Source organism: Pseudomonas sp. BNK-45 (assembly GCF_047456255.1).
Taxonomy (GTDB): domain Bacteria; phylum Pseudomonadota; class Gammaproteobacteria; order Pseudomonadales; family Pseudomonadaceae; genus Aquipseudomonas.
This window is the reverse complement of the sequence record NZ_CP179909.1, coordinates 4258285-4283049: the sequence shown is the minus strand read 5'-3', so window position 1 is coordinate 4283049 and position 24765 is coordinate 4258285. Positions and strand designations below refer to the sequence as shown.

Here is a 24765-nt window from a genome sequence, read left to right as displayed (position 1 = left end):
TAACGTTAACACGGCAAATGTAACAGCGTATTTTCGATAAGGCATCTTTTTTTGTGGGTTTGGACAGTTCACCACTCGCGAAAAAAGCGGCCTGTCGCAGGAACACGACAATAAAAATAAAACAGGGAAATCCACATGCAGAAAGCATCAAGATGGCTACTGGCAGGCGTGCTCAGCACCTCGGCGGCGGCCTCTCAGGCCGCGACTCTGGAAGAGCGCATGGCCGCGTTCGAGGCCCGTGCCAGCGCTGCGGAAAAACGCGCGGCGGCAGCCGAACAGCAAACCCAGGCACTCGCCAGGGAGTTGCAGCAGATCAAACTCGCCACCTCCGCCTTGCAGCCCGCTGCGTCCGCTGCATCCCAGGCAGGCAACCCCGTGGTGGACACCCGACTGGCCAAACTCGAAGCCCGCCAGGAAAGCATGGAAAAACAGGCCAGCACTTCGAACCTCAGCAATGGCTTCAGCTTCAACGGCTATGCCCGTTCCGGATTGCTGATCGACGAGGGGCTGGGCGGTGGTCGTGGCGGACCCTATACGACGCCGGCCGGCTCGGTGGGTGGGGCAGTGGGGCGACTCGGTAACGAGGACGACACCTACATGCGGATAGACCTGTCGAAAGAAATCTATGCGCAGAATGGCACCCGTTCCAAATTCACCGTTTCCATCGCCGACGGTGTGGAAAGCTCCAATGACTGGACCGCCGACGAAAGCAAACTCAACGTGCGCCAGGTATTCACCGCGCTCGACCATATCGCTGCGTTCAAGGGCAATTCCGTGTTTGAGAACGCCACCCTGTGGGCCGGCAAGCGATTTGATCGGGACAACTTCGATATTCACTGGCTGGACTCGGACGTCATCTACCTGGCCGGTACCGGCGGTGGAATCTACGATGTGCAGATGAACAAGAACTGGCGCTCGAATTACTCCTTGATTGGGCGTAGCTATGGGGACTTCAGCCAAGCAGGCCTTAACGCCGATGTGGCGAGCTACATCCTGACGTCCAACCAGTTCTTCGAGGATGGCCAGTGGCAGTGGATGTTCAATGGCATCGGCGCGAAGAAAAACGATTTTGCTACCCGCACCAATAAAGCCGGTTTGACCCCCGCGGATTCCGGCCTGCACAGCATGCTGGCCAATCACCAGAAGAACTTCTTCGGCAGAGAAGGCTTCCTCAAAACGGCGCTGCTCTATGGGCAAGGCCTGGGCGCGGAGGTCAAGAACGTCGGCTCGGATGGCGAACTGATCGACGAGGCCCGGGCGCTGCGTCTTGCCCTTTACGGCGAGACCCCCATAGCGCCCGACTGGCGCATCGGGCCCAGCGTGCTGGCCGAACAGAGCACCGACAGATACGTCAAGGGCGACGACTACCGCTGGCTGACCCTGAACGTGCGCTTGGCCAACACAATCAACAGCAACTTCGAGATGGCCTACGAAATGAGCTGGCAAACCATGAGCCTCGACCCCAAGGGCTATCTCCAACGTAATGCGGTTGACGGCAATTTCTGGAAATTTACGGTCGCCCCGACCTTCAAACTTGACGTTGGAGACCTGCTCACACGTCCCGAATTGCGAGTGTTCGCAAGCTACATGAGTTGGTCGTCCGATCTGGACAGATACAGCTCCTCGGACGCCTTCGGCAAGTCGGACTTCAACGCCGGAGGTGTATGGCAGTACGGCATACAGATGGAAACCTGGTTTTGATAGTTGAACGCGCCGGCAAACATGCCTTGCCGGCGCTGGATCGGAGCTCAGCCGAGCCGGCACGGCCTTACTGGGTGATGGTCATGCTGCTGGTGGCCTGGACCGAGCCGTAGCGGATGCGCGGATAAGTCGGATCGGCGTAGCTGAAATCCATCACCGTGCCGACGGAGCCGAAGTACAGGGCCTGGCAATTGAAATTCACCGCCACCTGGCCGCCGTAAGGGGTGACCCCGATGGCGACCTGGGTCGGCCCGGTCCATTCGATCTTGCACCCCAGCGTACCGCCTGCTGCGCCGGCGTTGTATCCGCGACAGTTCAAGGTGGCGTTGCCGTTGCTGGTATTGGGAAAGCCTGCCCATTTGGCGATGGCCAGGTTGGCCGAGCAGGACGTGTTGACGCTGCTGGCGCCCGGGGCGAGCTTGTAGACCCCGGACGGTGGCGCAAGCGTTGCCGTGACGGGCGTCAATGGCAGGGCGGCAAGGCTCGATGCCGCCTGGTTTTCCACCACGGTGGTGGGCGACGGCGGAAGCTTGCACACCACCACGGCGCCGACGTCGTCGGACTTGTTCAACTCACCCAGCGCCGTGATATCGGCGCCGCCCTTCGACTCGCAGAAGAGTTTGCGTAACTGGGCTTTTTCTTCGCTGTCCGATGTGGACGAGGCCTGGGCCAAAGGTGCAAGGGCCAGGCCAATGATTCCAGCCATCAGCACGCTTGAAAGTTTCATGATCGATTCCTTATCGAGGTTATGACTGGCTGCACCCTATGAGCACCAGGCGTTTTTTTTCATGACAAAAGCTCGGGTGTTGTGCGCAAACAGGGCCGCAGGGGTTTTGTCCTTTCGGGACTTGACCTGATGCCGCTATCTGCTGTTGAATGCGCGCCCTAAAGCCTCTGCAACCTTTTCTCCAAGTGGTGAAGCCAGTGCCCTACGCCAGCCAACACGCCTGATACCGACGACGGTCCATCCTGCCTGATGGCTGCCCGTGCCTATGCGCGGCGGCGCTTCATTGCCATGCCTGCCTGATCCTGTCGTTGGTTTTTCTCTGTTTTCGAGGACAAACCCATGCACATGGATATTCGTGCCACCGCGCACAACCTGGAACTGCTCAAATACCCCCGCACGCCCCATCTGCAAGGCTCGCGCCTGCAAGATGGCGACACTGACACTGGCCAGGTGCGCTATGCCGCCCTGGCCGGGCAGTGGCTGGTGGTGGAAGAAAAACTCGATGGCGCCAACGCCGGCATCAGCTTTAGCGAAAGCGGCGAGTTGCGCCTGCAATCTCGCGGTCACTACCTCACCGGCGGTGGGCGCGAGCGCCAGTTCAATCTGTTCAAGCAGTGGGCCGTGGCTCACGAACACTGGTTGCTGGAGCGCCTGGAAGATCGCTTCGTGCTGTATGGCGAATGGCTGCACAAGAAGCACTCGGTGTTCTACGACCGCTTGCCACATTATTTCTGCGAGTTCGATGTGTGGGACCGCGCCACAGGGCTGTTCCTCTCCACCGCGGCGCGCCGGTGCCTGCTCGAGGGAGGGCCGGTGCTGTCGGTGCCGGTGCTGTACGAAGGCCCGGCGCCGCGCCGGCATGCCGAGCTGATGGCGCTGGTGGGCGATTCGCTGGCCAAGACCGAGCGCTGGCGCGAGGTGTTCGAGCAGGTGGTGCGCCGCGAAGGCCTCGACCTGGCCCGTGCCTGGCGCCAGTGCGACCGATCCAGCCGCATGGAAGGCCTGTATCTGAAGCTCGAGGACGAGCAGCAGACCCTCGGCCGGCTCAAGTGGGTACGCCAGGACTTCGTCCAGGCCATCATCGATGCCGACCAGCACCATGCCAACCAACCCTTCATCCCCAATCAACTGGCCGACGGCGTCGACCTCTATGCCCCGCGCCTGTCCATGGACTGGCAGGGCCCACGCCACGGCTATTGAAGGAGCATCCCGATATGGATATTCGACAACTGCAACAACTGGTCCCCGAGCCGGGGCGCGATATGGATGCCGCCGCCTGCCTGGCGGCCATCCCGGCCCTGGCGCGCCTGGCCGATACACCGCAAGACCCGACCTACCACGCCGAGGGCGATGTGTGGATTCATACCCGTCTGGTGGCCGAAGCCTTGCTGGCGCAATCCGCCTACCAGCAGGCCAGCGCCGAGCAGCGCTTTGTGCTGTTCTTCGCTGCCCTGTTGCACGATATCGCCAAGCCCGACACCACGGTGATCGACCCGGATACCGGGCGTATCGGCCAGCCCGGTCATTCACGCCGGGGCGCGGTGGATGCCCGGCTGCTGTTGTGGCGCGCCGGTGTGCCGTTCGAGTTGCGCGAGCAGATCTGCCGCATCATCGCCGTGCACCAGGTGCCGTTCTTCGCCCTGCAGGGTGATCGCAGCGGCCGCAGCGCTGAGTTCCTGTTGCACAAACTGTCCTGGGAACTGCCGCTGTGGATGCTCTGTGCCGTGGCCGAGGCCGATATGCAGGGTCGCGACTACGCCGGCAAGGCCGATGTACTGGACGCCATCGAACTGTGGCGCGAACTGGCGCGGGAGGAGGGCTGCCTGCACGGGCCGCGGGCCTTTGTCGACGACTACACACGCATTCAGTACCTGCGTGGCGCCCGGGTACATCCCGACTACCCGCTGCACCCGCCGCAGGGCTCGTCGGTGGTGATGCTCTCGGGCCTGCCGGCCAGCGGCAAGGACACCTGGACCGCGCACCATTACCCGGAGCTACCGGTGGTGTCGTTCGACGACGCGCGCCAGGCCCTGGGCCTGCGCCACGGACAGAACGAAGGCGCCGCTGCGCATTACGCCATCGACCGGGCAAAGGCCTTGTTGCGCGAGCACAAACCCTTTGTGTGGAACTCCACGCACCTGTCGGCGCAGATGCGCAACCGCACCCTGGACTTGCTCTACGGCTACGGCGCCGAGGTGGAAATTCTTTACCTGGAGCGGCCCGAGGACGAGATCATGCGGCGCAACCAGAAGCGCGACACCTCACTGCGCAACGAAGATATCCGCCGCATGTTGTTCAAGTGGGAAGTACCGCTGCCGACCGAGGCGCATCGGGTGGTTTATCAGGCGGTGGAGGGGTGAGTGGCACTTACGTTCCTAATATAAGTTCGCTCTTCATTAAAAGCTTTCAAAGTTCTATAGCAGAGCAAAAGAAAATAAGTTAATGACTTAACAAGCACGGATGGCGCCCCTCCTAAAAATGAAGCTTACAGATATCTACAATAAAATAATCAGCGAAGAACCGTACAACGACATGGATGTATTCTTCGAGAGCTATGAAAGCTTTGAAGAAATTCCACTTGTGTCAAGATACAGTCGCTTAAAGCTCTTGAAGGATGAGCTGGGCGGTAGCGGCGCTTCTAACTTTCTGACAGGGCTCGCTGTATTTCTTTTGAATACTTTAAGATTGTTAGAAGTATCTAGAAGTGAAAGTGTGTTTTTTGCCGTGACCTTTACAGACTTTGCGGGATTGGAGGAGCAAGGCATTCTCATACCTAATGTATTTATTTATCCAAAGCCGGCCTCAGTCGGATTTTTGGAAAAAATACGAGAAAATGATGGAGGTCTTGAGTCATGGGAGTTGCAGGAAGTAAAAAGGTATTTTTCCAACTGCGGGGTAAAAACTGCTTTTGATTTTTATGAAAGTAGATTTCATGACGCCGTTTGCGCTGAGGAAATTGTAAGGGTCTTTGCTGTTCCCAGGACTTTTTGAGTGCAAAGAACTCGTCCCTCTAGAAGAACGACAGCAAGACGATGATCAACTCGCTGAACTGCGTCGTCTGCGAGCAGAACTCAAGCGCGTCACTGAAGACCGCCGCGTACTTGGTTGTCTGATCCGCAATCTGCACGCGCTAAAGACGATCAGCGATTACTGGGTTTGATCAAGCATTCCTGGCTGGAGAGCGGCGGCGTTTATGGCTATCGCAAAATCCATGACGATTTGCGCGAGGTCGGTGAGGATTGTGGTCATCATCGTGTGGCGATGGCGGTTTGGAGGCGTAAACCTAAGCAAGAGGTGATGATTCATTCCGACCTAGGCAGCTAGTACAGCAGCTCCGATTGGCGAAAATTTGATTGCCAGCAAGAGTCGCCGAGGCAACTACATCGAGATGTTCTACAACGTAAAACGTCGGCATGGCTTCAACAATCAGCTGTCGTCGGGGGAGTTTGAAAGCGTTACGCAATGAGTTTGTAAGGTGTCTAGAGAATACGGGGCGATTCAGTAGCATATGATTATACAAGTGGGCGATGTTATATGTTCATAAGCAGTTCCCGAGCCTGAGATTACAGGCTAAATACTCTACAAATTAAGGCAACTGTTCATAGATTGGTGTTCATAGATTCAGTTTCCCCGCGGTCCTCAGTTGTCTCACCCCCGACCTCTAACCGTCCCATTCCAAAATGTAATGGATAATTGTTTTCAAAAAACCATGCTTTGGGATCTGGTTGGAAATCGGGTAGAACCTGACAGGCTCAGAATTGAACAGTGTGGTTTGTCCCGGAGGTCATTGCTCATGCAACCTTCTAATAGCCTCAGTTGTAATGCTCGGAGGTCTCTAGGGACGCGGGAGTCTGTTCACAGCCCTTGAAGCCAGTAGGGGTTTACCTCTGTAGTGGTCAACAATTCCCGGACACGGAATTGAGTTTGTCCTCAGCAACCGTCGGCGGCACAAAACCGTTGTACTGATGTGGCCGTGTCCAGTTATATCGCTGCATGAGTGCCTGATCCTTGAGCTTTATGATCTGCGCATGCCAGATCACCACAGCAGCGATTTCCGGACGTATAACCTTGGAGGGACGGGTGGGAATCTTGTGTGCGGCAAGCCAGTAGAGGCAATGTCGCCTTGCAGGTCATCCAGGCTTGCTGAGGTGTTTGATCATGCTCTGCAACATACCAATAACACCGTGCCTGTGAGGTTCCCGAGAGTCAATTCGAGCGAAATCAAGGTTGGACACAGTAGGACCAGCGCTGACGCCTGATCGCACCATTCAGCGGGAGGGGAGAAGCACAGGCGAAAAAGGCTGGCGCAATGCCATCCCCAGGCTATAGGCTTATTCCCGCACTAACACTCACGGAAGAAAGGCATGATTCAGACCTGCACTGAGATTCGTCGACAGCTCTGGTACTTGGGGAACCTTGCAGTGGGGCAGGGTTATGAGAATCATCCACGCGATGGAGCACCTTTACGCCGCCTAGCGGAGAAAGTCGGTATTCTGAGTGAAAGCTTCGTCAGTTCCACGGACACCTAGCACATCACTGCCCAGCAGTACCTGATGCCGTTCCCGGTCATATTTGACGTTATTCTGACCAAGGCATCGCAGAGCGCGCCCGATAGAAGCTGGAGTTTAATATTCCCAGGAATGCACTGACATCCCTTTTCAGGTGCACAGTGTATGAACCATCGCATGCGTCATGAATAATTTCGATATTCAATGCAGCATGACAGTGAGCAGGAAGCCGTAGATGTCACAGGGCAACATCATTATCGCGGGCGTTAATCCGAGGGAGGCGAACCTCAAGCGAAAACTCCGTGAACACTTGCATACTTTGGGCTTCACCAGAACTGATGAGGGTGCCTTGCGAGCGCCCGGCAATGACAAGGATGCGATCCGGGTGTTGCATGGAGCTCAACGGGAGGAGCGCCTCATCGCCAGCAGCAACTTTGTAGCTCGATCAGGTGCGAAACTGATGCAATATTTCGCCTCAGGTACCGAGGTGATTCCCAAAAAAATTTCCCCTGCCCTGGAGCGGGTTTCGTCGGGCACCTGGCAGAGCGACTTATTCCGTCTGGCATCGCTTTCGTGGTCAGTCCCGGTGTCCAGCGGCTTCGGCAGGCGGTTGCGCTATCTGGTGTGGGATCAATCCAATGGCAAGCTAATGGGCATCATTGCCGTGGGTGATCCAGTGTTTAACCTAGGTGTGCGGGACAAATTCATCGGCTGGAACTCGCATGATCGAGGCGCGCGCTTAGTCAACATCATGGATGCCTACGTCCTCGGAGCGCTCCCTCCTTACAACTCCTTGCTCTGCGGCAAACTGATCGCTTGCCTGCTTCGAAGTCGTGATCTTTACAACGACTTCGCCCATGCCTACGGAGCCACCACGGGCATAATCTCTCAGGAGGAGAAGCGGGCGCGCCTGATGGCCGTCATCACCACGTCTTCGATGGGCCGTTCCTCGGTATACAACCGTCTAAAAATCAATGGCACAGAGTACCTTAAATCAATCGGCTACACAGGCGGCTGGGGACACTTCCATATTCCTGATTGGTTGTTCCTGGAACTGCGTGACTATCTGCGCCACATTGATCACACCTATGCTGATCATCACGCGTACGGCCAAGGGCCGAATTGGCGATTGCGCACCACCCGCGCAGCCCTGAAGGCGCTGGGTTTCAAGGATGACCTGATGCGTCACGGCATCCAACGCGAAGTCTTTATCTGCCAACTGGCAACCAATGCGACGAAGATCCTACAAACAGGCAAGGGTAAGCCGGATATCCGGTCTCTTCAGACAGTGAAGCAAATCGCAGATCAGGCGCTGGATCGCTGGGTGATCCAACGGGCCGCTAACGTCCCCGATTACCGGCGGTGGCGGTCATCGGACCTAATTTCTTTGTTTGGTAGCCAAGCACAATTGCTGCGCCCCGAGTTCCAGTTGAATAACGAGATGGCGAAAGCTTTCGGACACTAGGGATGCAAGGAGGCAGGCCTTGGATTACGCCGTCAATACGTTAACAAACCAGGTTGAGTCAGCAGAGCAGGCCACACGCAAGGGACGTTATGTGTGCCCGATCTGTCGCGCAAAGGTATTACATCGGGCTGGGGTCAAGCAGAAAAAGTGCTTTGCTCATTGGCCAGGTTTCGGCTCGGCACAGTGCGATAATTTTGTGCCAGGCCTGCACGGTCAGCATGGAGCCGGGCTCGCATTGTCGGCGCGGCCCATGCGTAGTATGGAACTACGGCTGAAAATTGAGAGAGGGAGAAACCTCGCTGCCTGGTATCTGGAACTAACACTACCGTCTTGTCGGCCCTGCGACGCGAGTTTCACCCTGGACGTAGGCAATGGGATTCTTCAAGAGATTGACATGCGCGGAATGCCGAACGGCCGCCGCGTGACTGCGGAACTTTCGCAAGAGAGTTTTCGCATCGTGTCGTTCCAAGGCACCCCCGATCGGCATTTTACCGATGGTGTAGAGCGCACCTGTCACGGATTGCCCACCTTCGGGGCCGCAGTATTTACGGCCTTGGCAGGGGACAGAACGCCGGGCTTTCCCAGAGCCCAGGAGCTCAGAACGGACGGTAGCTACGCTCTGTTGTGGAAGGCACCGGAGAACCTGAATTTTCCAGAGGAACTGGTTCCTGATAAATTTCACAGTCGTGAGGGTTGGAACCTAGCTCTTATTACGGTGCCCACGTCACCGTCCGATGCCTGTGCAGAATGGCTGGAGTCCTTGACGGGCTTGACCATCAATGGGGCCGTGCCAAGTATTTCAATCGCTTGGCCGTTCTTGACCCAGAGTTCCAGTTTAAATTCCGCCGAATGCGTTGCCTCGACCGCAATCATCCTCACAGCCCGAGGAATGCCGGTAGGGCAGACCGCTAACGGGCCAACCATGTTACTGCTGAGCGGGCAGAATCGGCTTTCGGCAACAGGAGTGGATCGAGATCCGGCACTATTTGCCTTGATACCTGACAGCCGTCAGCAGTTCCACGTGGCCAACGCTGGTACGTCGGAGATTGAAAAATACTTATCGACGACCTTCAACGTCGACGCTGCGATCGATTTGCCTGGGGTGGAGGTGGCTTTCACTAACACCGTCGGCGTGCGCTTGGTCGTGCCCTTCGAAGGAGCCCGATGCAAGGAATGTATCGCCTTGGCCAGGCTCAATCAGATGAGACTGGAATACCTGTCAATACCTCCTGGTGCGTCGGGCTCTGTTTACCTCGAACGCGCTGCCACTGGCCTCAAGTACGAGCTGGCAGCAAGTGATCTGAGCGCGCCTCACAACCAGTATCAGCGCTTGTTTACGCCAGAACTACAAGCGATCGTTATTGACGGTTTGATTGATGCTGCATGCCACGTCGACCTCGACCTAGGCGGCTTCGGCAGGCTGCGTTTACGTGGTAGCGCACAGTGCCCGTCGGACATCGCTGTGCCATGTCTCGGGCCATCTATACGCTTGCGGCTGCGCAGCTTTATGACGCAATTGCAGTGCTCTGCGCCGGCCCACATTGACGCCGACGATGACCAGTTGGTTTACGCGTTCGGCGCCCTCCAACCACAACCTCCGCTAATTCCGCATTACCGTGCCTTGATCAAGGACGTTATCGCCTGCGGTTTTGAGGTCAAATCTTCAGGAAAAAGTGTCTCGCCATGAGTTACTACTACAGCCAGGAGGCCAGAGTTCGGATCTCGGCGTTCGACCAGCAGTCCCTTACCGAGTTTATTGAGGAAGTACCGCATAGCTATCGAAAATCCTGCTATGACCGGATGACCGCCATTGACGGTTTTCGCAGCGGGACACCCACTGACTTCAAAGCCAAGCAAAAGCGACTCATCAGTCATCTATTGCATCCACTGGGTGGCCAGAAGAGTGAAGCCGATTGGAAGGCCTTCGCCAACTTCTGGGTAGAGTGGGCGAGAAATCATCTGCACAAAGATTTCCCCGCAGGTGACAAATTGCCGCCCGCTAATGATGCGGGCCCGCTTTTTCTGGCGAAGCTCGTTGAACGTTTCCCGGATGCCCCACGCGAGACGGTAGAGCGCTTGATCGCGTTTAGTGGGTTCGCTGACCACGCCGACACTCAGACAGAACTGAGCAAATTCCGCACTGCGGCCATAGTGGCGCGTGATCGACTGTTTGAAGCCTTGCCGGATCGCGTCGGCACTCTAGAGGACAGCGTTGAGAGCCTTGAAGCGACAGATGATGCTTTTGTCGAACAGCTCAATGCACTGCGCTTGAAGGATGACAACCTAGCTGGGGAACTGCGTGACATCAGCGAGCGCGCCACTGAGTCGACGCGCGACCTCGCCGAACTTCGCGCACTGACAGAACGCCTCCTTGCCGCGGATGAGCAGTTGGTATCGACCGTCCGCGCATTGGAAGAGAACGCCATGCGCGCCGGTGCTTCCGACGAAGCAGCCCAAGACGACATCCGTTCCTTGAGCGAAGCAGTGAAGGTGCTGTCTGAGCGGTCAGGTGCTTGGGATGAGATGACGGCACACCTCAGTGTGATCGAAAACCGGCTGAAGCCTATCACTGCACGCGAAACGGCTTGGGTGGAGACCACAGAAGCTGTAGCGCGGCTGTCAGAACGCCTGGAAACTTTGCAAAGTAGCGTTGGTACAGTAAGGAGCGAGTCACCCCCTATGTCGCAGGTTCGTCTGTTTGAGGCAGAGCCTCAGGGGCCACTTGTCGAGATCCTAAGCGTGGAGACCGCGTGCGATTTGATCTCCACCAACCTACAAGCATGCGGTTTCGTCAAAGGGACAGCACTGACCGTTGCACGTCAAATCATAGCCGCGCTTGCCGCCGGTCAGTTGATCCAGTTTACCGGGTCGTTGGCGGACGTGGTCGCTGACGCACTGGCTGCGGCCGTGGGTGGATCAAGCTACCACGAGTGGCGCATCCCTGTCGGCCTTGTCTCGGATGAGGCAGCGGCGGAATGCCTGGAAATAGTGGGAGAGACCTCAGGCTGCCTAGCCCTGAAAGGCGCAAATCGCTCCGCCTTTGAAGTCTATGGCTCAGCCATTCGCGAGGTGATTACCCGCCGTCAACTAGCGATGTCCGTCTACCCCCGACTTGCGCTGGTCGCCTCGTGGGCCCAGGGACCCGCAGCATTTCCAGGCGGTGGCACACTTGCCGAACTCGGCCCGGTTTTCGATACCGATGTGCTTCCCATGCGTGGCGTAACTTCCCGATTGATCAATGTGAAGTATGGTCATCTCGCGCAAGAGTCATGGGACCAGCTTGAGGGCTTCGACAGCGGCATGTCCGGTGCTCTCGTGGCGGAGTTGGAGGAACTGCTGGAAGAGGCGGGCTTTCAGCCGGGCAACCTTTGGAGAAGATGCGCCGAACGAGCCTATCTGCGCTTACGGACTGCTGCAGGAAGCAGCGAGGAAGGGGACCTGTATGCTCTTTTAACGGCATGGGCACTGCCTTGGGCAAAGAGTACAGGCGGTCCGGTCGACGATTTAGCCCGCCTGGCAGAGCAGGTCATGGCTCAACACCAGGCTGAAACTTCGCATCTCGAGGGGGCCTAGATGAGATGGCAAGCACTGTCCCGGCACGAGGCACAAAGCATCTTGGCCAAGGGCCTAGGTTGCACCACCCAAGGCGAAGGTCTGCGGATCGCCGCTATCGCGGAATGTCTCCGTGCTGCCTGCTTCCTACGCGCGATGCCTACCGAAAATCGGGGCGCGTGGACACCTGCGGCTTCACTCAGCCTGACCAGCCTGACCCGAAAACATCTTGGGCCAATTTGGCCAGGGATGCTGGATGACACGGAGGCCAAACCTGGCGTACTGAGCATTCTCGACAGCCTAGAGCAGATCGGCGATTTGGTTCGGGTTGAAAAAGGATGGTTGCCTCCTCCTCCACGAGCGATCAGGTCTCAGGACGGCTACGCGGTCGTACTGGGTGGCGGACCCTCACCGCGTTTCCCGCGAAGCGTTAAGGCTAGGGCACTCGGGCGAGTGCGGGTGATACCGACGTCACTCTGTGCGGGATGGCTGGACATGGGCGACCCGAGTGACTGGATCGGTGCGCCTCTTGAGGGATTGGCAACCTGGTCTTCTAACTTTCTCATGCAAGCGTCCAGACGTTTTACCTCTTGTCCAACGGATGTCGCGCCTGTATCCGTGTATGTGCAGGGACGTTGGTCTGAGCTGGTGAGTCAGCCCAGTAACTCCGGACACTTCCTGGCCAAGTGTCGAACCGAGAACATAGTGAGTTATTTCATAGGCAAGTTTCACTGCGGTCGGCTTGAACAGTTGGCATCCATCGAGGCATCTGACGCACGTCGCCTGCGCTTCTATCTGGATCTCGAAGCGGGCCGGCCTTGTAAGATGCAAATAGAAAGCTCCCCACTGTTTGTGACCTTGCGATCGTATCGCCGGCTTCCGCCTGAGCAGGAGAAGGCACTGCTGCTCGGCTGGGAGTTACCTAGAACCGAGAGTGATCATGCCGGGTTGAAAATCCATGTAATACCAGTCGAAACATTCCCCATTGTGCGCTGTGCGCTTGAGGGATTAGGCATTGTTTTGGTCGAGCGCGGCGGCGCACAAGGAAGGATCTGATGAACAACACGTCCATGGCAGAGGCTGTCGGGGTGCACGAGACCGCGAAAAGTCTCACCGAAAGCTTGCGGCAGTATATCGAGGCGCAATATCACATCCGGGATGAAGGACTGGTCAGGGAGCGCCACGCGCTTTTGCAAGCCAATGCTACGATCGCCCAGACCCCCTACGTGGAGGCCACGCAAGTCTATAAAACAGGTGAAGCTTATCAGCACTTGGCCATCCCGCCGGCGGCTGCTTCAGTGTTGAACGACTTGTCCGGGATGGGCTTGGGACTCTATCCCCGCCCCTACGAACATCAGGCGCAGGCCTTGAGCGCATTCTTGGGTGATGAGTCGGCGGACTTAGTCATCGCGACCGGTACGGGCTCAGGAAAAACCGAAAGTTTTCTCATGCCAGTGATTGGCTCCCTAGCAATCGAGGGAGCAGAGCGGCCAAAGTCCGCATCAATGCCCGGGTGCAGGGCCATGCTCTTGTATCCCATGAACGCACTAGTCAATGACCAATTGGCGCGAATTCGTCGCATTTTTGGCGACGCCGACGCAGCGGGTATCTTGCAGCAGGGCCGGACCTTGCCAATTCGCTTTGGCAGTTATACCGGGCGCACGCCTTACCCAGGCAAGCGGGAAAGTAGCCGCGATGAACGCTTCATCAAGCCGCTGTTCGAGCAATTCTACAAAAGGGTCGCCAGCGTCCCGGCAGTCCAGGGCGAGTTGGCTAGGATCGGCCGCTGGCCGAGCAAAGATCTCGTGGGCTTTTATGCCGATGACTCGGTGCAGACCAAGACCTATTCGTCGGGTAAGCGGCAAGGCAAACAGTTCATTTCCAAAAACTGGAAAGGGCGACTCCTCACGCAGCCTGGTGACCGTGAGTTGATGACGCGTGACGAAATGCAGGTGCGCTGCCCCGAACTGCTAATCACCAACTATTCAATGCTCGAATACATGCTAATGCGTCCCATCGAGCGGGACATCTTCGAACAGACCAAGGACTGGTTGAAAAGTGATGTTCGCAACGAGTTCATTCTGGTACTCGATGAAGCACACATGTACCGCGGAGCGGGTGGGGCAGAGGTCGCGCTGCTGATTCGTCGACTCTGCGCCCGCTTGGACATCCCACGCGAGCGTATGCGCTGCATTCTGACCAGTGCGAGTCTGGGCAGCGAGGAGGCTGCAGCGTACAACGGTGAGCGGTTTGCCCGCGACTTGACCGGTTTACTGGAAAGCTCGCCGCGTCGACTTCGCGTCATCCAAGGTACCCATGAACTCCGGCCCGGTGACCGCAGCATCACCGATGCGCAAATGCAAGCGCTGGCCTCTTTGGATCTGCCTGCGTTTCAACGCGCGGCAAACGACTTGTCATCGGCGATGCGTGCGCTGAATGACCTGGCTCGAGCACTCGGCTGGGACTCGTTCCAAGGCTCGGATCACGCCGGGCTGCGGAACTGGCTGTTCGAGAACCTCACTGGGTTTGGCCCCTTGGAGAGGCTGATCGAGCTGGTCTCAGGCAAAGCCGAAAAGCTTGATGACCTCGGCGAAAAACTCTTCGGTAGGACGCAGGACAACAGCCCAGAAAAGGCCACCGATGCGTTGCTGGCGCTGGGAAGCTACGCCCAACGACGTGCGGATGGCCGGGTTTTATTACCGACGCGGCTCCACCTGTTTCACCGCGGCTTGCCGGGACTCTATGCATGCATTGATCCTGATTGCTCCAGTCGTCACGGTAAACACGAGGGCTCAACTGTCCTGGGAAGCCTGCGCACCAAGCCCTCGACGCAATGCAACTGCGAGTCCAAAGGTCGAGTGTTTGAATTTCTGACCCATCGTGATTGCGGTGCTGCCTTCGTGCGCGGCTACGTGAACGCAGCCATGGATTTCGTCTGGCACCAACCCAATGGCCCGTTCTCCGAAGCGGGTACGGCGGCGTTGATGCCAGTGGATATTTTTGTTGAGGAAACGACGCACCCGCGAAGCCGTCACCGCGACAAATGGCTGCATATTTCGACGGGCATCATGAGCTCGACCAGCCAGGAAGGGGTCGAGGGGTTTCGCAGGGTGCGAGTGCCGGACAAAACGCCAATGGGGGAACCAATTACCTTCGATAATTGCCCCGTCTGCACGCGAAGGATCCGCAATGGTAAAGATGAACCCTCAAAGATCATGGACCACGTGACCAAGGGGGAGGCACCGTTTACTACTCTGGTTCGAACCCAGATGGCCAGGCAGCCAGAGAGCAGGGTCGTGGATGCCCGCCACCCGAACGGTGGGCGCAAGGTCCTTATCTTTTCGGACGGCCGGCAGAAAGCGGCTCGTCTGGCACGAGACATTCCTCGCGACATCGAATTGGACGTCTTCCGGCAAGCGATTGCCTTGGCCTGCCAAAAACTGCGAGATATTTCGCGGGAACCGCGGCCTACGCAAGTGCTTTACACAGGTTTTCTAGCAGTTCTCACCGAGTTTGACCTGCCGCTGTTTGATGGCGTTGACGCGCGCAAGGTCGCCGACGCGATTGCACTGTACAAACGCGATTGCGACTCTGATTTGGAAGAGGCACTACAACAAAACGGTCTGCCTCCAGAGTTGCCAGCACGCTATCGCATCGCTTTGCTCAAGCTGCTGTGCAGTAGCTACTACTCATTGACTGGGACCACCATTGGCTACGTCGAGCCAGTCACCACCAAGCTGAGGAAAATCAAACAGGATCTCGTTGCGGCGGGTGTAACAATCGCGGACCAGGACCTGCGAGCACTGGCCATCGGCTGGATAGAAATGCTGCTGCAGGACTTTGCGTTTGACAAATCGATTGATCGTATCCTGCGTATCAAAGCGGCGGGATATGGAAAACCATCGTGGGGCAGCAACGGTAAGTTTGACAAAGCGCTGAGAGAGGCGCTCGCCACCCATCTGCCCGGTCACTTGGCAACACTAGAGGTCATCGAAGCGACGCTGCGTAATCACTTGGCCGACGAGGAAAACGGCGGCTGGTTCCTGTCGCCTAACTCACTTAACTTAGTGGTGAACCTCGATCACGTCTGGGCGCAATGCGGCCAGTGCACGGCCGTCACACCGCTCGCATTATCAGGCAAAATTTGCCTGGCGTGCGGGAGTGATCGTGCCACGCTTGTGGATCCTGCCATGAGTGAGTATCTAACCGCCCGCAAGGGACTCTGGCGCGAACCGGTATGGGAAGCATTGCAGCCAGGTGCGAGGCTCTCCAATCTCAACGTGGAAGAGCACACGGCACAGTTGTCGAATCGTGATCGAAACAAAGTGCATGCGACCACGGAGCTTTATGAACTGCGTTTCCAGGATGTGCTGATCGATGCTAGCGACCGCCCGATCGATGTGCTCAGTTGCACGACGACCATGGAAGTAGGCGTCGACATCGGTTCATTGGTAGCGGTTGCTCTGCGCAACGTGCCTCCTCAACGAGAAAACTATCAGCAACGCGCTGGGCGGGCGGGGCGCCGGGGTGCATCCGTTTCCACGGTAGTGACCTATTCACAAAACGGCCCGCACGACAGTCACTATTTCCTGAACCCCCGGTACATAGTGGCCGGACCACCTCGCACGCCCGAGATCAAGGTGGATAACGCCAAGATTGCTCGTCGTCACGTCCACGCCTATTTGTTCCAGACGTTCTTCCATGAAGTCATGGCCAAGAATCCGGTACTGCCATCATCCAAGACGGCATTGCTGCAAAAGGCACTGGGTGCGACCCATGATTTCTTTTTTGGCGGTAACGATTCCGGGCTTAATCTCGAGCAGTTCAAGGCATGGATCACGAGTAACGTGCTTCAGGACAATGGCCCTTTAAAACGCTCCGTGCTGGCATGGCTCCCGCCGAGTCTCGATACGCAAGGGGTCACCTTGATGGAGTGGCTCGAAGAGACCGTTCATGGTTTGATGCAGAGGTTGCATGAGCTAGCGGCGCAGCTACCGCAACAGGCGTTAAGTCAAGCCGACGGGAGCGAAGTGCAAGAGGTAGATGAGGTCAATGACGATGACAGCAATGCATCCGACGCTGAAATTGAGCAAAAGGAATTGCTGGAGTTTCTTTTCCACCACGGCTTACTGCCTACCTATGCGTTTCCAACGAATTTGTGCAGCTTCTTGGTGGAGAGCATGGCCAAGGTAAATGGCAGGTTGGAAATTCAGACTGTCCAACGTCCGCAGCAGTCGATCAGCAAAGCCTTGAGTGAATATGCCCCAGGACGGCTCATCGTGATCGATCGACATACTTATCGATCCGGTGGGGTCTTCGCCGACCTGCCAGGGAATGTGGTCAATCGCGCGGCACCTCTGTTCAAAAATGCCAAGCGCCATGTTCATTGCAAAACCTGCACTTTCGTCCGCAACCCCAATATGCCATCCGACCCCAAAGATCCATGTCCGGTATGCGGCGGTGTGCTTGCCACAGAGATGATGATCTTGCCGGAGGTGTTCGGCCCGGAAAAAGCTGAAGACTTGCCTGAAAACGATCGAGAGCAGGAAATTACCTTCGCAACGATGGCGCAATTTCCGCAGCCTGTTAATCCTGATGAGTTGTCCTTTCACCCCTGTGGGCCGAAGGCGAGTTTCACCCATGCAGTTGACCAGACGCTGGTGACAGTCAACCGGGGCATAGAGGGGGCCGAATCTAGTGGCTTCCTAGTATGCGTTGAATGCGGCCACGCTTCTGTGTCTGACCGCAACGCTCATCTCGGCGCACATGACCGGCCTTACAAGTTGCTAGCTCCCAAAGGCACACCTGCACATTGCTCCGGACGCTTTGAGCAAGTCCTCCTAGGTCATGATTTCAAGACTGACTTGCTGCTGCTCAGATTGAAAATTGAAGCGCCGCTGGTTACGAATACGGCCGAGGTTGTGGTCCTGCAAATCCTTGAGGATGCTCTTCACTCTATAGCCGAGGCGCTAAGGCTAGCGGCAAGCCGGCATCAACAATTGGACCTCGACCCCTCAGAGTTCGGGTCGGGCTTCAGGATCGATCCCGGAGTGCAGGGGGAGGCGCGTGTACTGGAAGTCTTCCTGTATGACACTCTTTCAGGAGGAGCTGGCTACGCAGAGATCGCAGCCCGCCACATCGTAGAGATCCTAGAGGCAACCCGCCAATTGTTAGAGAACTGCGACTGTGAAACGTCCTGCACCGAGTGCTTGAATCACTTCCATAATCAACACCTGCAGAGCCGTCTCAACAGGCATCTCGGAGCCATGCTATTGAAGTACGCCGTGGATGGCGTAGAGCCTGGCTGTGCGTCCTTAGAGGAGCAGTGGCAGACACTGTCGCAATTGCGCGCCAGCCTCGTACTCGACGGTTACCAGTGTAGGTTCGATGCGGTGGGATCAGTACCGATGATGGTGCAGCGCAATGGTCGAAGCCTTGCAGTCGGCTGCTTCCCTGGGCTTATTCACACGCCAGATTTCGTGCATGGTGTGGCGTCAGCGAAAGGCGTGGATGGCCATCTGGCCCTGAATGAGTATTTGCTCCGGTCAGATATGTCCGGTGCCCACCAAAGGATCAAGGAGTTGTTCGAGTAGCCAAACAGGGATTAAACCGAGCGTATCAAGCAAGGGCGAAGGCCCGTTGGCCGCACTAAGAGCGGCCAACGGGCTCGCAATTACCGAATATGCTGGCCTGGAAAAGTAATCAAGGCCAACCTCATTTGCGAGCAGACACGTGCGGTAGGTGGAAGGCTAGGGTGGGGCTGTCAAGCATTGAAAACAGACGGCAAGAAGACTCAGTTCATCAGCGCGAGATCAATCAGATTGGGCAGTACTGTCTCCGCGTGGCCTATCAGCATGATCTCTTTCGGGTTGTTCATTGATACATCTTTGCGATTGACGTATATGACCACTGCACCAGACGCCAACGCGATAACTGGTAAGTCAGCAGCAGGCCTGTGGATCGCGCTGGATTTCGTAGATAGCTTGTTGCATTAAACCGAGGCCGAGTACGATCGCCCTGAGCAATCTGCGTCTGGCTTAAAACACAACAGCGATAAAAGGGTGATTACGAGGGAACGTCTTATGAGTGTTCAGAGCAACACATCAGTAAGGCAAAAGCCCGGTCGTTACCGGGCTTTGCAGATCCCTCTAGGGGAGATAAAGCTAAAGTGCCTCAAGGGCTACCAACCAAACTCTACGAGCGGTTGGCGCACATGTCAACGCTTTGCGCGTGGGACGAAGTAGCCAGGATACGTGTACCGCAATGTGTAGTCGTCAGAGCTGAGGCAGTCCCGTCTAGTACTGCTGGCAGGTGACCATGCCGTAATCTGTAGTCGATATGAAGACCTCTAAGCTGACCTATCGGCTGTTTCTCAACGGTGCCATAACTGACTCAACGTCCAAACCGTTCATAAGGCAGTTGTGTGCTATGACTGACAGAGCCTCGAAAAGCTTATCTCGCTGTCTTGCCAACGCAGCGTTCTCCGCTTGAAGACTTGCAATACGCTCTTCGAGACTTCTGCGCCGGCGGGCACCATCTGGATCCCTCCCGCTTTCCCTCATTTGAACAATACGGGCGGCCTCAATTCTGTCTCCACGGTCACCTCCTAGCGTAGCTCGGCTTGTCAGGCCCAGCCGGCGCTGCACCTCCGGTCGGGAAATGGGAGCGAGCTCCGCTCCTGAGCTAATCATCTGGGCGAGAAGAGCGTCTATTGCTTCGTCGAGAGTGCCGCCCCTCAATGTCTGTCGTCGCGCCATAATTGCCCCTAGTCATCTGCAACCGAACTGTGTCGTTTGTCCGAGTCCGCAACCGTGATTGGACGCCCATTTGGAAACACGCGTTGCATACTTCCATTGGTATCGCGTGCAAGGACAGATTTTAAATTGTTGAGCTTGTCTTCCTGGTCTGCTAGCCATACATCGCTGCCTGCCTCTCCGGTGCCTGCGTCGCGCATGATGGATATTGCCTTCGTCAGATTCCTGGCTTGTTTTTCAAGGTTGACCCGCTCCGATGGAGTGCCCATCAGATGGAGATGCGAGCAGCCATTCCAGCACTGAAGATGCTTAGGGCAGGGTGCCTGGGAGAAATCGTGGATACAACCTCCGAAAGGGGTCACATGCAGCGCCGTGGCGTGTAAGGTGAGGAATGCTTCTGCAGTTGTTGTACCTTTATCTGATAGCAAAGCATGATAACTGTCGGTCAAAGCGCCATGAATGCGCTTATCTCTTATGCCTGCATGTAGAAAGTCGACGCGCTCGCGATAGCTATTGAACGCCAGGAACTCATGATGGGCAGCGATGTTTTCTTCAATGCTCGTGTGTTGGTAATAAACATTTTGGTCGAGGCGTTTGCGCCCTAGGGCCAACGCTTGCTGAACATCGCTCATTCCGGTCAAGTGATAAATGGTGTTCCGCCAGTGTCTAGGCTGATGGCTTGTGAGGCGAATCGGAGTACCATCGGATTCGGTTAATGAACGGCGCGAAAAAATGGACGTGTATTTTTCATCGTCACCTAATGCGTGATTGATATCCACGATGGTGACCCGACGCGGGACCGCACGAAACACATTCGCCTCACGTCCACCGAAACGAAATTGCCCGTCGAAAGCGATGGCAAGCGTTTCGCTGGTTCTAAGTACAATACGAACCTGTCCCCCTACATTTTCTGTCAGCACCGCGTGCCCACGGAGCTTCGGGACGATCAATCGTTCAATCTCCCCAGCGACGTAGCGCCGCTTCAACGACCTTCCTCGCTTATGATCCGGTTCATTGTCAAACGGATGGACACCGTTGCGTGTGAGGAAAAGGTATAGATTTCTGCTTGCGCTTCTTGTTTCGCTAAAACCTAGCCAGTCCAAGACTTTTGCATCGGAGATCACTGACTGAGGGGGGTAACTCCAAATACGTCCTGGGTTGAGCTCTTGCCAGGCGGCAATTTCTCGTTGTTCAGTGGTTAGCGTTTTTAATCGCTCTACTGCGCGCCTGGCTAGAGGAATATCGCTTTCAGCCAGCCAGTGAACCCGGGATTGAAATTGCTTTTCCGCGAAGTACCTAATTCCGCATTCGATGAGAGGCTTGCCATGAGCATCGACAACTACTTCTCCTGTCGTCCCTTTGATCGGCCTTTCGACCCAACAATCATAAGGTATTACTGCTACTTCGTTACCTCGTTGCCCAGTCGCTATCAATAAGTCGATCACTCGCAGCAAGATTTCTTCGCTGTCACTAAGTGGGTTATTCGAACAAAGGGCATAGGCTTCCATTGCCTCACGAGAGGGCAGCTTTTCATCAGATTTACGCTGTTTTACAGTGCGATCGGGATCATGCAGCGAAATATAGTCGTGACGGCGCTTTTCTGGTTTTGCATCATGCTCAAAGTGGATGGCGATCTCGGTTAATTGCAGGCTATCAATCGTCTCGGCTACTACTTGAAGGTGAGAGACCGCGTCATACAGATTCTTATAACCACTTTGGCGGAGAAAAACTACGACGCGATCAAAGTCGTCCCGTGTCAATTGTGTTGGATCGGATACGCCTCGCTCAAACAAGGGGTTGTATATTCGCCGAATAGCAATATTGTATGCAGCCACCATCGAAAACTTCAGGCTCCGGGTGCGTTGTAAATAGACAATCAGGGCCTTGTTAAAATCTTGGAACACGAGGGGGAGTGGGCCCTTCGCCGGAGAAGGATAGCCCGTTTTTTCGAGGGCTTGCCGGTGCGTCTCGAAGGTGAGCGTATTTTGCTTTCCCCGTTGTGGTAACCAGCCTCCGACGCCCCATAACGAGGACGCCCACGGTGTTGAAATCGGTAACGAATGGAAAAGCGCTTGTTCCCGTGTAACAAAATCTCCGAGGCGTTGACTTGCTCTAGAGAGCGTCATCTGCAGCATCCCCAGTTTGTTGCCGGCAGCGCTCGATCGTAGCGCTTACCGCGAGAATGGTCGTCTGATGCTGGGCCAGAGGCCGGTTGTGAATGAGATCACCGGCTTGTTCTGCCATGTCGATGAACCGTTGCGCTTCCTTCTGCAGCGCCTCTTTCACCTGCTCATGACGGCCGTCAGCAAAGGGGTGGAACTTCTTGCAGGTGTAGCACGCGTATATAGGGTTGTAGGGACAGTGGGTATGAACGGGCAGGGCGCAGGCACCGATATCGCCTATGTATTGCGTATCAATGACGCCGCGGACGGCTGCTTCAGGAGCCGTATCGCGGCGTTGGACGATTTTCCCAGTTAATAAGCTGCGCATGATGCGTTGATAGACCGGGCTCTTACCCAGTGCTTTCTCTTTGATCCGGGCAATGTTGGGGGTGGCCGTTACGTAAGCACGCGCTGCAACCGTGCTGTTGTGTCCGAGCAGTTCGGCAATCATGTCTGCCGGAGTCCCCTGATCCGCCAAACCTTGTCCGAGGTGATGACGCAACAACATGGTTACCTGGTTCGGCTTGTCTACACCAGCTTCATGTAGCTCGTGTTTGAGGCCCACAATGATTTTGGTTACAGACAGGCGCTTTCCACGAGGGCCGACAAATAATGGTTCACAATCGTCACCAAATCGGCGTTGAATTTCTGAAATGTGCCGTGAGATTTTTTCACCCAACCGCGTGGTTATTTTGCGGGGGCGTCGCTCAGGTCTGCGCTGTCCGACCTTTTTGGCCATGGGTAACCACAATGTGTAATACGTTTCATCCTCAGTGCTTTCGATGAACTCAAAATCCGCGATATCAAGCGAATGGAGTTGAATCGAACGCGGGCCTAATTCAAAGCTTAAGTGGAGCATGATGTTGACTTGAGCCTCGTTCCAGTCTTTGACCTGGATATCGCGTTCAATTCGCTGCAGTAACCGGACCTCTTCATCAAGGGCTAAACCGGACTGGGATAGGAATATACGTTCGTACGGATCAAGGCGGCTCGTCTTAATCTCTTTAAGAGCTAGGTATGTTTCTTTATCAAAGCCCAATATCCCTCGATTTAGGGCCCAGCGATAAAACGTTCTAAAAAAAATAGTGTTCTCGCGAAATTTCGCCCAAGCACTTATGGTCGTGACTACCTCTTGTCGCGTCCAAGGAAATTTGGCTGAGATGTCGCTTTCAGCTAGTCGTCCGAACACCCCGGATGCTTTGAATGCCGTTATAGGTGCATACTTTTCCAGTGCATAGGCCACGAACGCTTTGGCGATTTGCATGAGATCCGGATTCAAGTGGAGCGCATCCCAATCTATTTTCATAGCCGTTCCGCCGTCGTACCACCTCCAAACGCTCAATCGAGTATCGACATACCTTGGCTGGTCATTAGTGCGAGTTCGAATTGCAACGTAAGCGGGTCCCCTGAACACGTAAGCTGGCAAAGAGGAGGGTGGTGTTGCCTGTTTTTGGTCGGCTGATTTGGCCACGGCGAACCTCCTTAACTGTCAAGTCGGCTCCAGGCTGCCGAGGTGCGCTTGGCATTGTGGAGGTTGGCCGACTCGGCTAGATAACGACTTGCATAACGGCGTGGCATTGTCGAGGTCTCAGACCAACCGCAGACTCGCCGGAGTTCGTCCGTGGCCCGTTCGAGGTCATGCCCACGCTTTTCGACCAGGTAAGCTAAAAATTGGTCTGCAAAGGTGTGGCGAAAGTCATGCGCAGAAAGTGTAGGCAACAACCCCGGATGCGCCAGTTCAATGGTCAGGAACAGCCGATCGAGGACGTTAGACAATGCGCGGATCGACAGCGGGCGGCCACGATCCGAGATGAACAAGTAGCGATACAGCAATTTCATCGGTTTGCCGTCACGCAAAGGGCGCCGGTCGCTCTGGATATAGCGCTCGTAGACCTCATACAGCTGTGCAGAAATACCTACGGTTCGTCCGTGGGTTTTCAGCGCAGGCTCTTCAACGCGCGGATCGCGGGGATCATGTTCTCGATCATTGATGCTGACATAGGCGTGCTGAGACCCTTGGTTGATATCCGTGGAGTAGAGCTTCAGAAGCTCTCCGCGACGGATGCCGGTCTCCAAGAGCAATTCGATCATTAGCCAATTACGCAACTGCAATCGTTCCGGGAACGGATTCTCCACAGCGCCAGGGCGAATCAGTGTGCGAACGATCTGGAGTTGCGTATCGGTCAGGCTGCGGTAACGAGTGCGATCGGGACGGGCATTAATGATGTGGCTCTCAAAGCGCCGCTCAATGACGTCGGCAACATCGGCAAATACCACGTTGATGTCAGCCTGTGTGGCTGAATTCTGACGGGCGCGCGGGATGTAACGGGTGACGCACGAAGACAGGTATTTCTTCAGCAGGCGCATGTACTGATCACGTGTTCGTGAACTGATCTGCTGAAAAAGTACAGTGCCAGCTTTGCCGATTCGGGCGACCAGGTTGTCGGCTTGACGGCCGCTTTGGAGCCAGATGGCGTAGCCGTCCAGTAACGCCAGAATCGACTCAAAGTAGCAGGCCAAGATCGCCTCATCGATATCCAGATCTCGGCTTTTGGCATAGGCGTAGAAAGCCTGGATAGCACGCAGGTGCGCCGCAGCCGTGTTGTAAGCGCGGTGCCTGAGTTTGAGTTGGACGTAGATGAACGGAATGAGTATGGGCAACGGCGTCGCATCACCAGCATGTACAAGCAGCGGTAGTCGTTGACCTGAAGAGAACCTGCACTGAATCAGTTTCATCGACAGCCACCTCATTCAAGGAATCGTCATGAACACTATGGACATGGCCCGTTGAGAGAGTAGACGTCAAATACGAATTGGTCGAATCAATGACTTACGTGGCTTATGAACATATCTGACATAGCACCTGGTTTAACATAATATACATTATGCGAATATT

Annotated in this window: 13 protein-coding genes and 1 pseudogene; 10 read left to right on the top strand and 4 right to left on the bottom strand. The window is 55.8% G+C overall.

Translation table 11 applies throughout. From position 1 onward, the window contains the following. The first annotated feature begins 135 nt into the window (after positions 1–135). Entirely contained in the window at positions 136–1701 is a 1566-nt protein-coding gene (locus ACMGG8_RS19625) for a carbohydrate porin (RefSeq protein WP_414158218.1), read from the top strand. 67 nt (positions 1702–1768) lie between these two features. Here ACMGG8_RS19625 and ACMGG8_RS19620 read toward each other — a convergent pair whose 3' ends face one another. Continuing rightward, entirely contained in the window at positions 1769–2428 is a 660-nt protein-coding gene (locus ACMGG8_RS19620) for a hypothetical protein (protein WP_414158217.1), read from the bottom strand. Between the two features lie 339 nt (positions 2429–2767). On the opposite strand from ACMGG8_RS19620, the gene ACMGG8_RS19615 reads away from it, so the two are divergent. The 9 genes and pseudogenes from ACMGG8_RS19615 to ACMGG8_RS19575 all read left to right on the top strand — a co-directional run bounded on the left by ACMGG8_RS19615 (position 2768) and on the right by ACMGG8_RS19575 (position 18546). Beyond that, positions 2768–3628 (top strand): RNA ligase family protein, encoded by an 861-nt coding sequence (locus ACMGG8_RS19615; RefSeq protein WP_129406097.1) that lies wholly within the window; start codon positions 2768–2770, stop codon positions 3626–3628. A 14-nt stretch (positions 3629–3642) separates the two neighbouring features. Beyond that, positions 3643–4788, top strand: coding sequence for an AAA family ATPase (locus ACMGG8_RS19610; protein ID WP_414158216.1), 1146 nt, complete (start codon positions 3643–3645; stop codon positions 4786–4788). A gap of 118 nt (positions 4789–4906) precedes the next feature. Continuing rightward, positions 4907–5419, top strand: a complete 513-nt coding sequence (locus ACMGG8_RS19605) for an Imm15 family immunity protein (protein ID WP_414158215.1) — start codon at positions 4907–4909, stop codon at positions 5417–5419. A gap of 16 nt (positions 5420–5435) precedes the next feature. Then, a pseudogene (locus ACMGG8_RS19600) lies at positions 5436–5894 on the top strand (IS3 family transposase); the annotation flags it as partial. A 1277-nt stretch (positions 5895–7171) separates the two neighbouring features. Continuing rightward, positions 7172–8401, top strand: a complete 1230-nt coding sequence (locus ACMGG8_RS19595; RefSeq protein WP_414158214.1) for a Druantia anti-phage system protein DruA — start codon at positions 7172–7174, stop codon at positions 8399–8401. A 19-nt stretch (positions 8402–8420) separates the two neighbouring features. After that, positions 8421–10088 carry a hypothetical protein gene (locus tag ACMGG8_RS19590; protein WP_414158213.1) on the top strand — a complete coding sequence of 556 codons (1668 nt, stop codon included), beginning with the start codon at positions 8421–8423 and terminating at the stop codon, positions 10086–10088. Beyond that, positions 10085–11974 (top strand): hypothetical protein, encoded by a 1890-nt coding sequence (locus ACMGG8_RS19585; protein ID WP_414158212.1) that lies wholly within the window; start codon positions 10085–10087, stop codon positions 11972–11974. Before ACMGG8_RS19590 ends, ACMGG8_RS19585 begins: the two co-directional genes overlap by 4 nt. A gap of 684 nt (positions 11975–12658) precedes the next feature. After that, on the top strand, positions 12659–13009 hold the full coding sequence (locus ACMGG8_RS19580; RefSeq protein WP_414158211.1) for a hypothetical protein: 351 nt from the start codon (positions 12659–12661) through the stop codon (positions 13007–13009). Continuing rightward, a complete protein-coding gene (locus ACMGG8_RS19575; RefSeq protein ID WP_414158210.1) occupies positions 13009–18546 on the top strand; it encodes a DEAD/DEAH box helicase in 5538 nt (1845 codons plus the stop codon). The genes ACMGG8_RS19580 and ACMGG8_RS19575 overlap by 1 nt, the downstream gene beginning before the upstream one ends. 1172 nt (positions 18547–19718) lie before the next feature. Here the strand turns inward: ACMGG8_RS19575 and ACMGG8_RS19570 are convergent. From ACMGG8_RS19570 to ACMGG8_RS19560, 3 genes are all read right to left on the bottom strand, one after another. Further along, positions 19719–21842, bottom strand: a complete 2124-nt coding sequence (locus ACMGG8_RS19570) for a hypothetical protein (RefSeq protein WP_414158209.1) — start codon at positions 21840–21842, stop codon at positions 19719–19721. Beyond that, a complete protein-coding gene (locus ACMGG8_RS19565; RefSeq protein WP_414158208.1) occupies positions 21820–23175 on the bottom strand; it encodes a tyrosine-type recombinase/integrase in 1356 nt (451 codons plus the stop codon). Before ACMGG8_RS19565 ends, ACMGG8_RS19570 begins: the two co-directional genes overlap by 23 nt. A gap of 176 nt (positions 23176–23351) precedes the next feature. Then, positions 23352–24605, bottom strand: coding sequence for a tyrosine-type recombinase/integrase (locus ACMGG8_RS19560; protein ID WP_414158207.1), 1254 nt, complete (start codon positions 24603–24605; stop codon positions 23352–23354). Positions 24606–24765: the final 160 nt, after the last annotated feature.

Excerpts from the sequence above, each read along its gene's own strand:
- ACMGG8_RS19625 (WP_414158218.1), top strand. The coding sequence starts at position 136 with ATGCAGAAAGCATCAAGATGGCTACTGGCAGGCGTGCTCAGCACCTCG.
- ACMGG8_RS19620 (WP_414158217.1), bottom strand. The coding sequence starts at position 2,428 with ATGAAACTTTCAAGCGTGCTGATGGCTGGAATCATTGGCCTGGCCCTT.
- ACMGG8_RS19615 (WP_129406097.1), top strand. The coding sequence starts at position 2,768 with ATGCACATGGATATTCGTGCCACCGCGCACAACCTGGAACTGCTCAAA.
- ACMGG8_RS19610 (WP_414158216.1), top strand. The coding sequence starts at position 3,643 with ATGGATATTCGACAACTGCAACAACTGGTCCCCGAGCCGGGGCGCGAT.
- ACMGG8_RS19605 (WP_414158215.1), top strand. The coding sequence starts at position 4,907 with ATGAAGCTTACAGATATCTACAATAAAATAATCAGCGAAGAACCGTAC.
- ACMGG8_RS19595 (WP_414158214.1), top strand. The coding sequence starts at position 7,172 with ATGTCACAGGGCAACATCATTATCGCGGGCGTTAATCCGAGGGAGGCG.
- ACMGG8_RS19585 (WP_414158212.1), top strand. The coding sequence starts at position 10,085 with ATGAGTTACTACTACAGCCAGGAGGCCAGAGTTCGGATCTCGGCGTTC.
- ACMGG8_RS19575 (WP_414158210.1), top strand. The coding sequence starts at position 13,009 with ATGAACAACACGTCCATGGCAGAGGCTGTCGGGGTGCACGAGACCGCG.
- ACMGG8_RS19570 (WP_414158209.1), bottom strand. The coding sequence starts at position 21,842 with ATGCTGCAGATGACGCTCTCTAGAGCAAGTCAACGCCTCGGAGATTTT.
- ACMGG8_RS19565 (WP_414158208.1), bottom strand. The coding sequence starts at position 23,175 with ATGAAAATAGATTGGGATGCGCTCCACTTGAATCCGGATCTCATGCAA.
- ACMGG8_RS19560 (WP_414158207.1), bottom strand. The coding sequence starts at position 24,605 with ATGAAACTGATTCAGTGCAGGTTCTCTTCAGGTCAACGACTACCGCTG.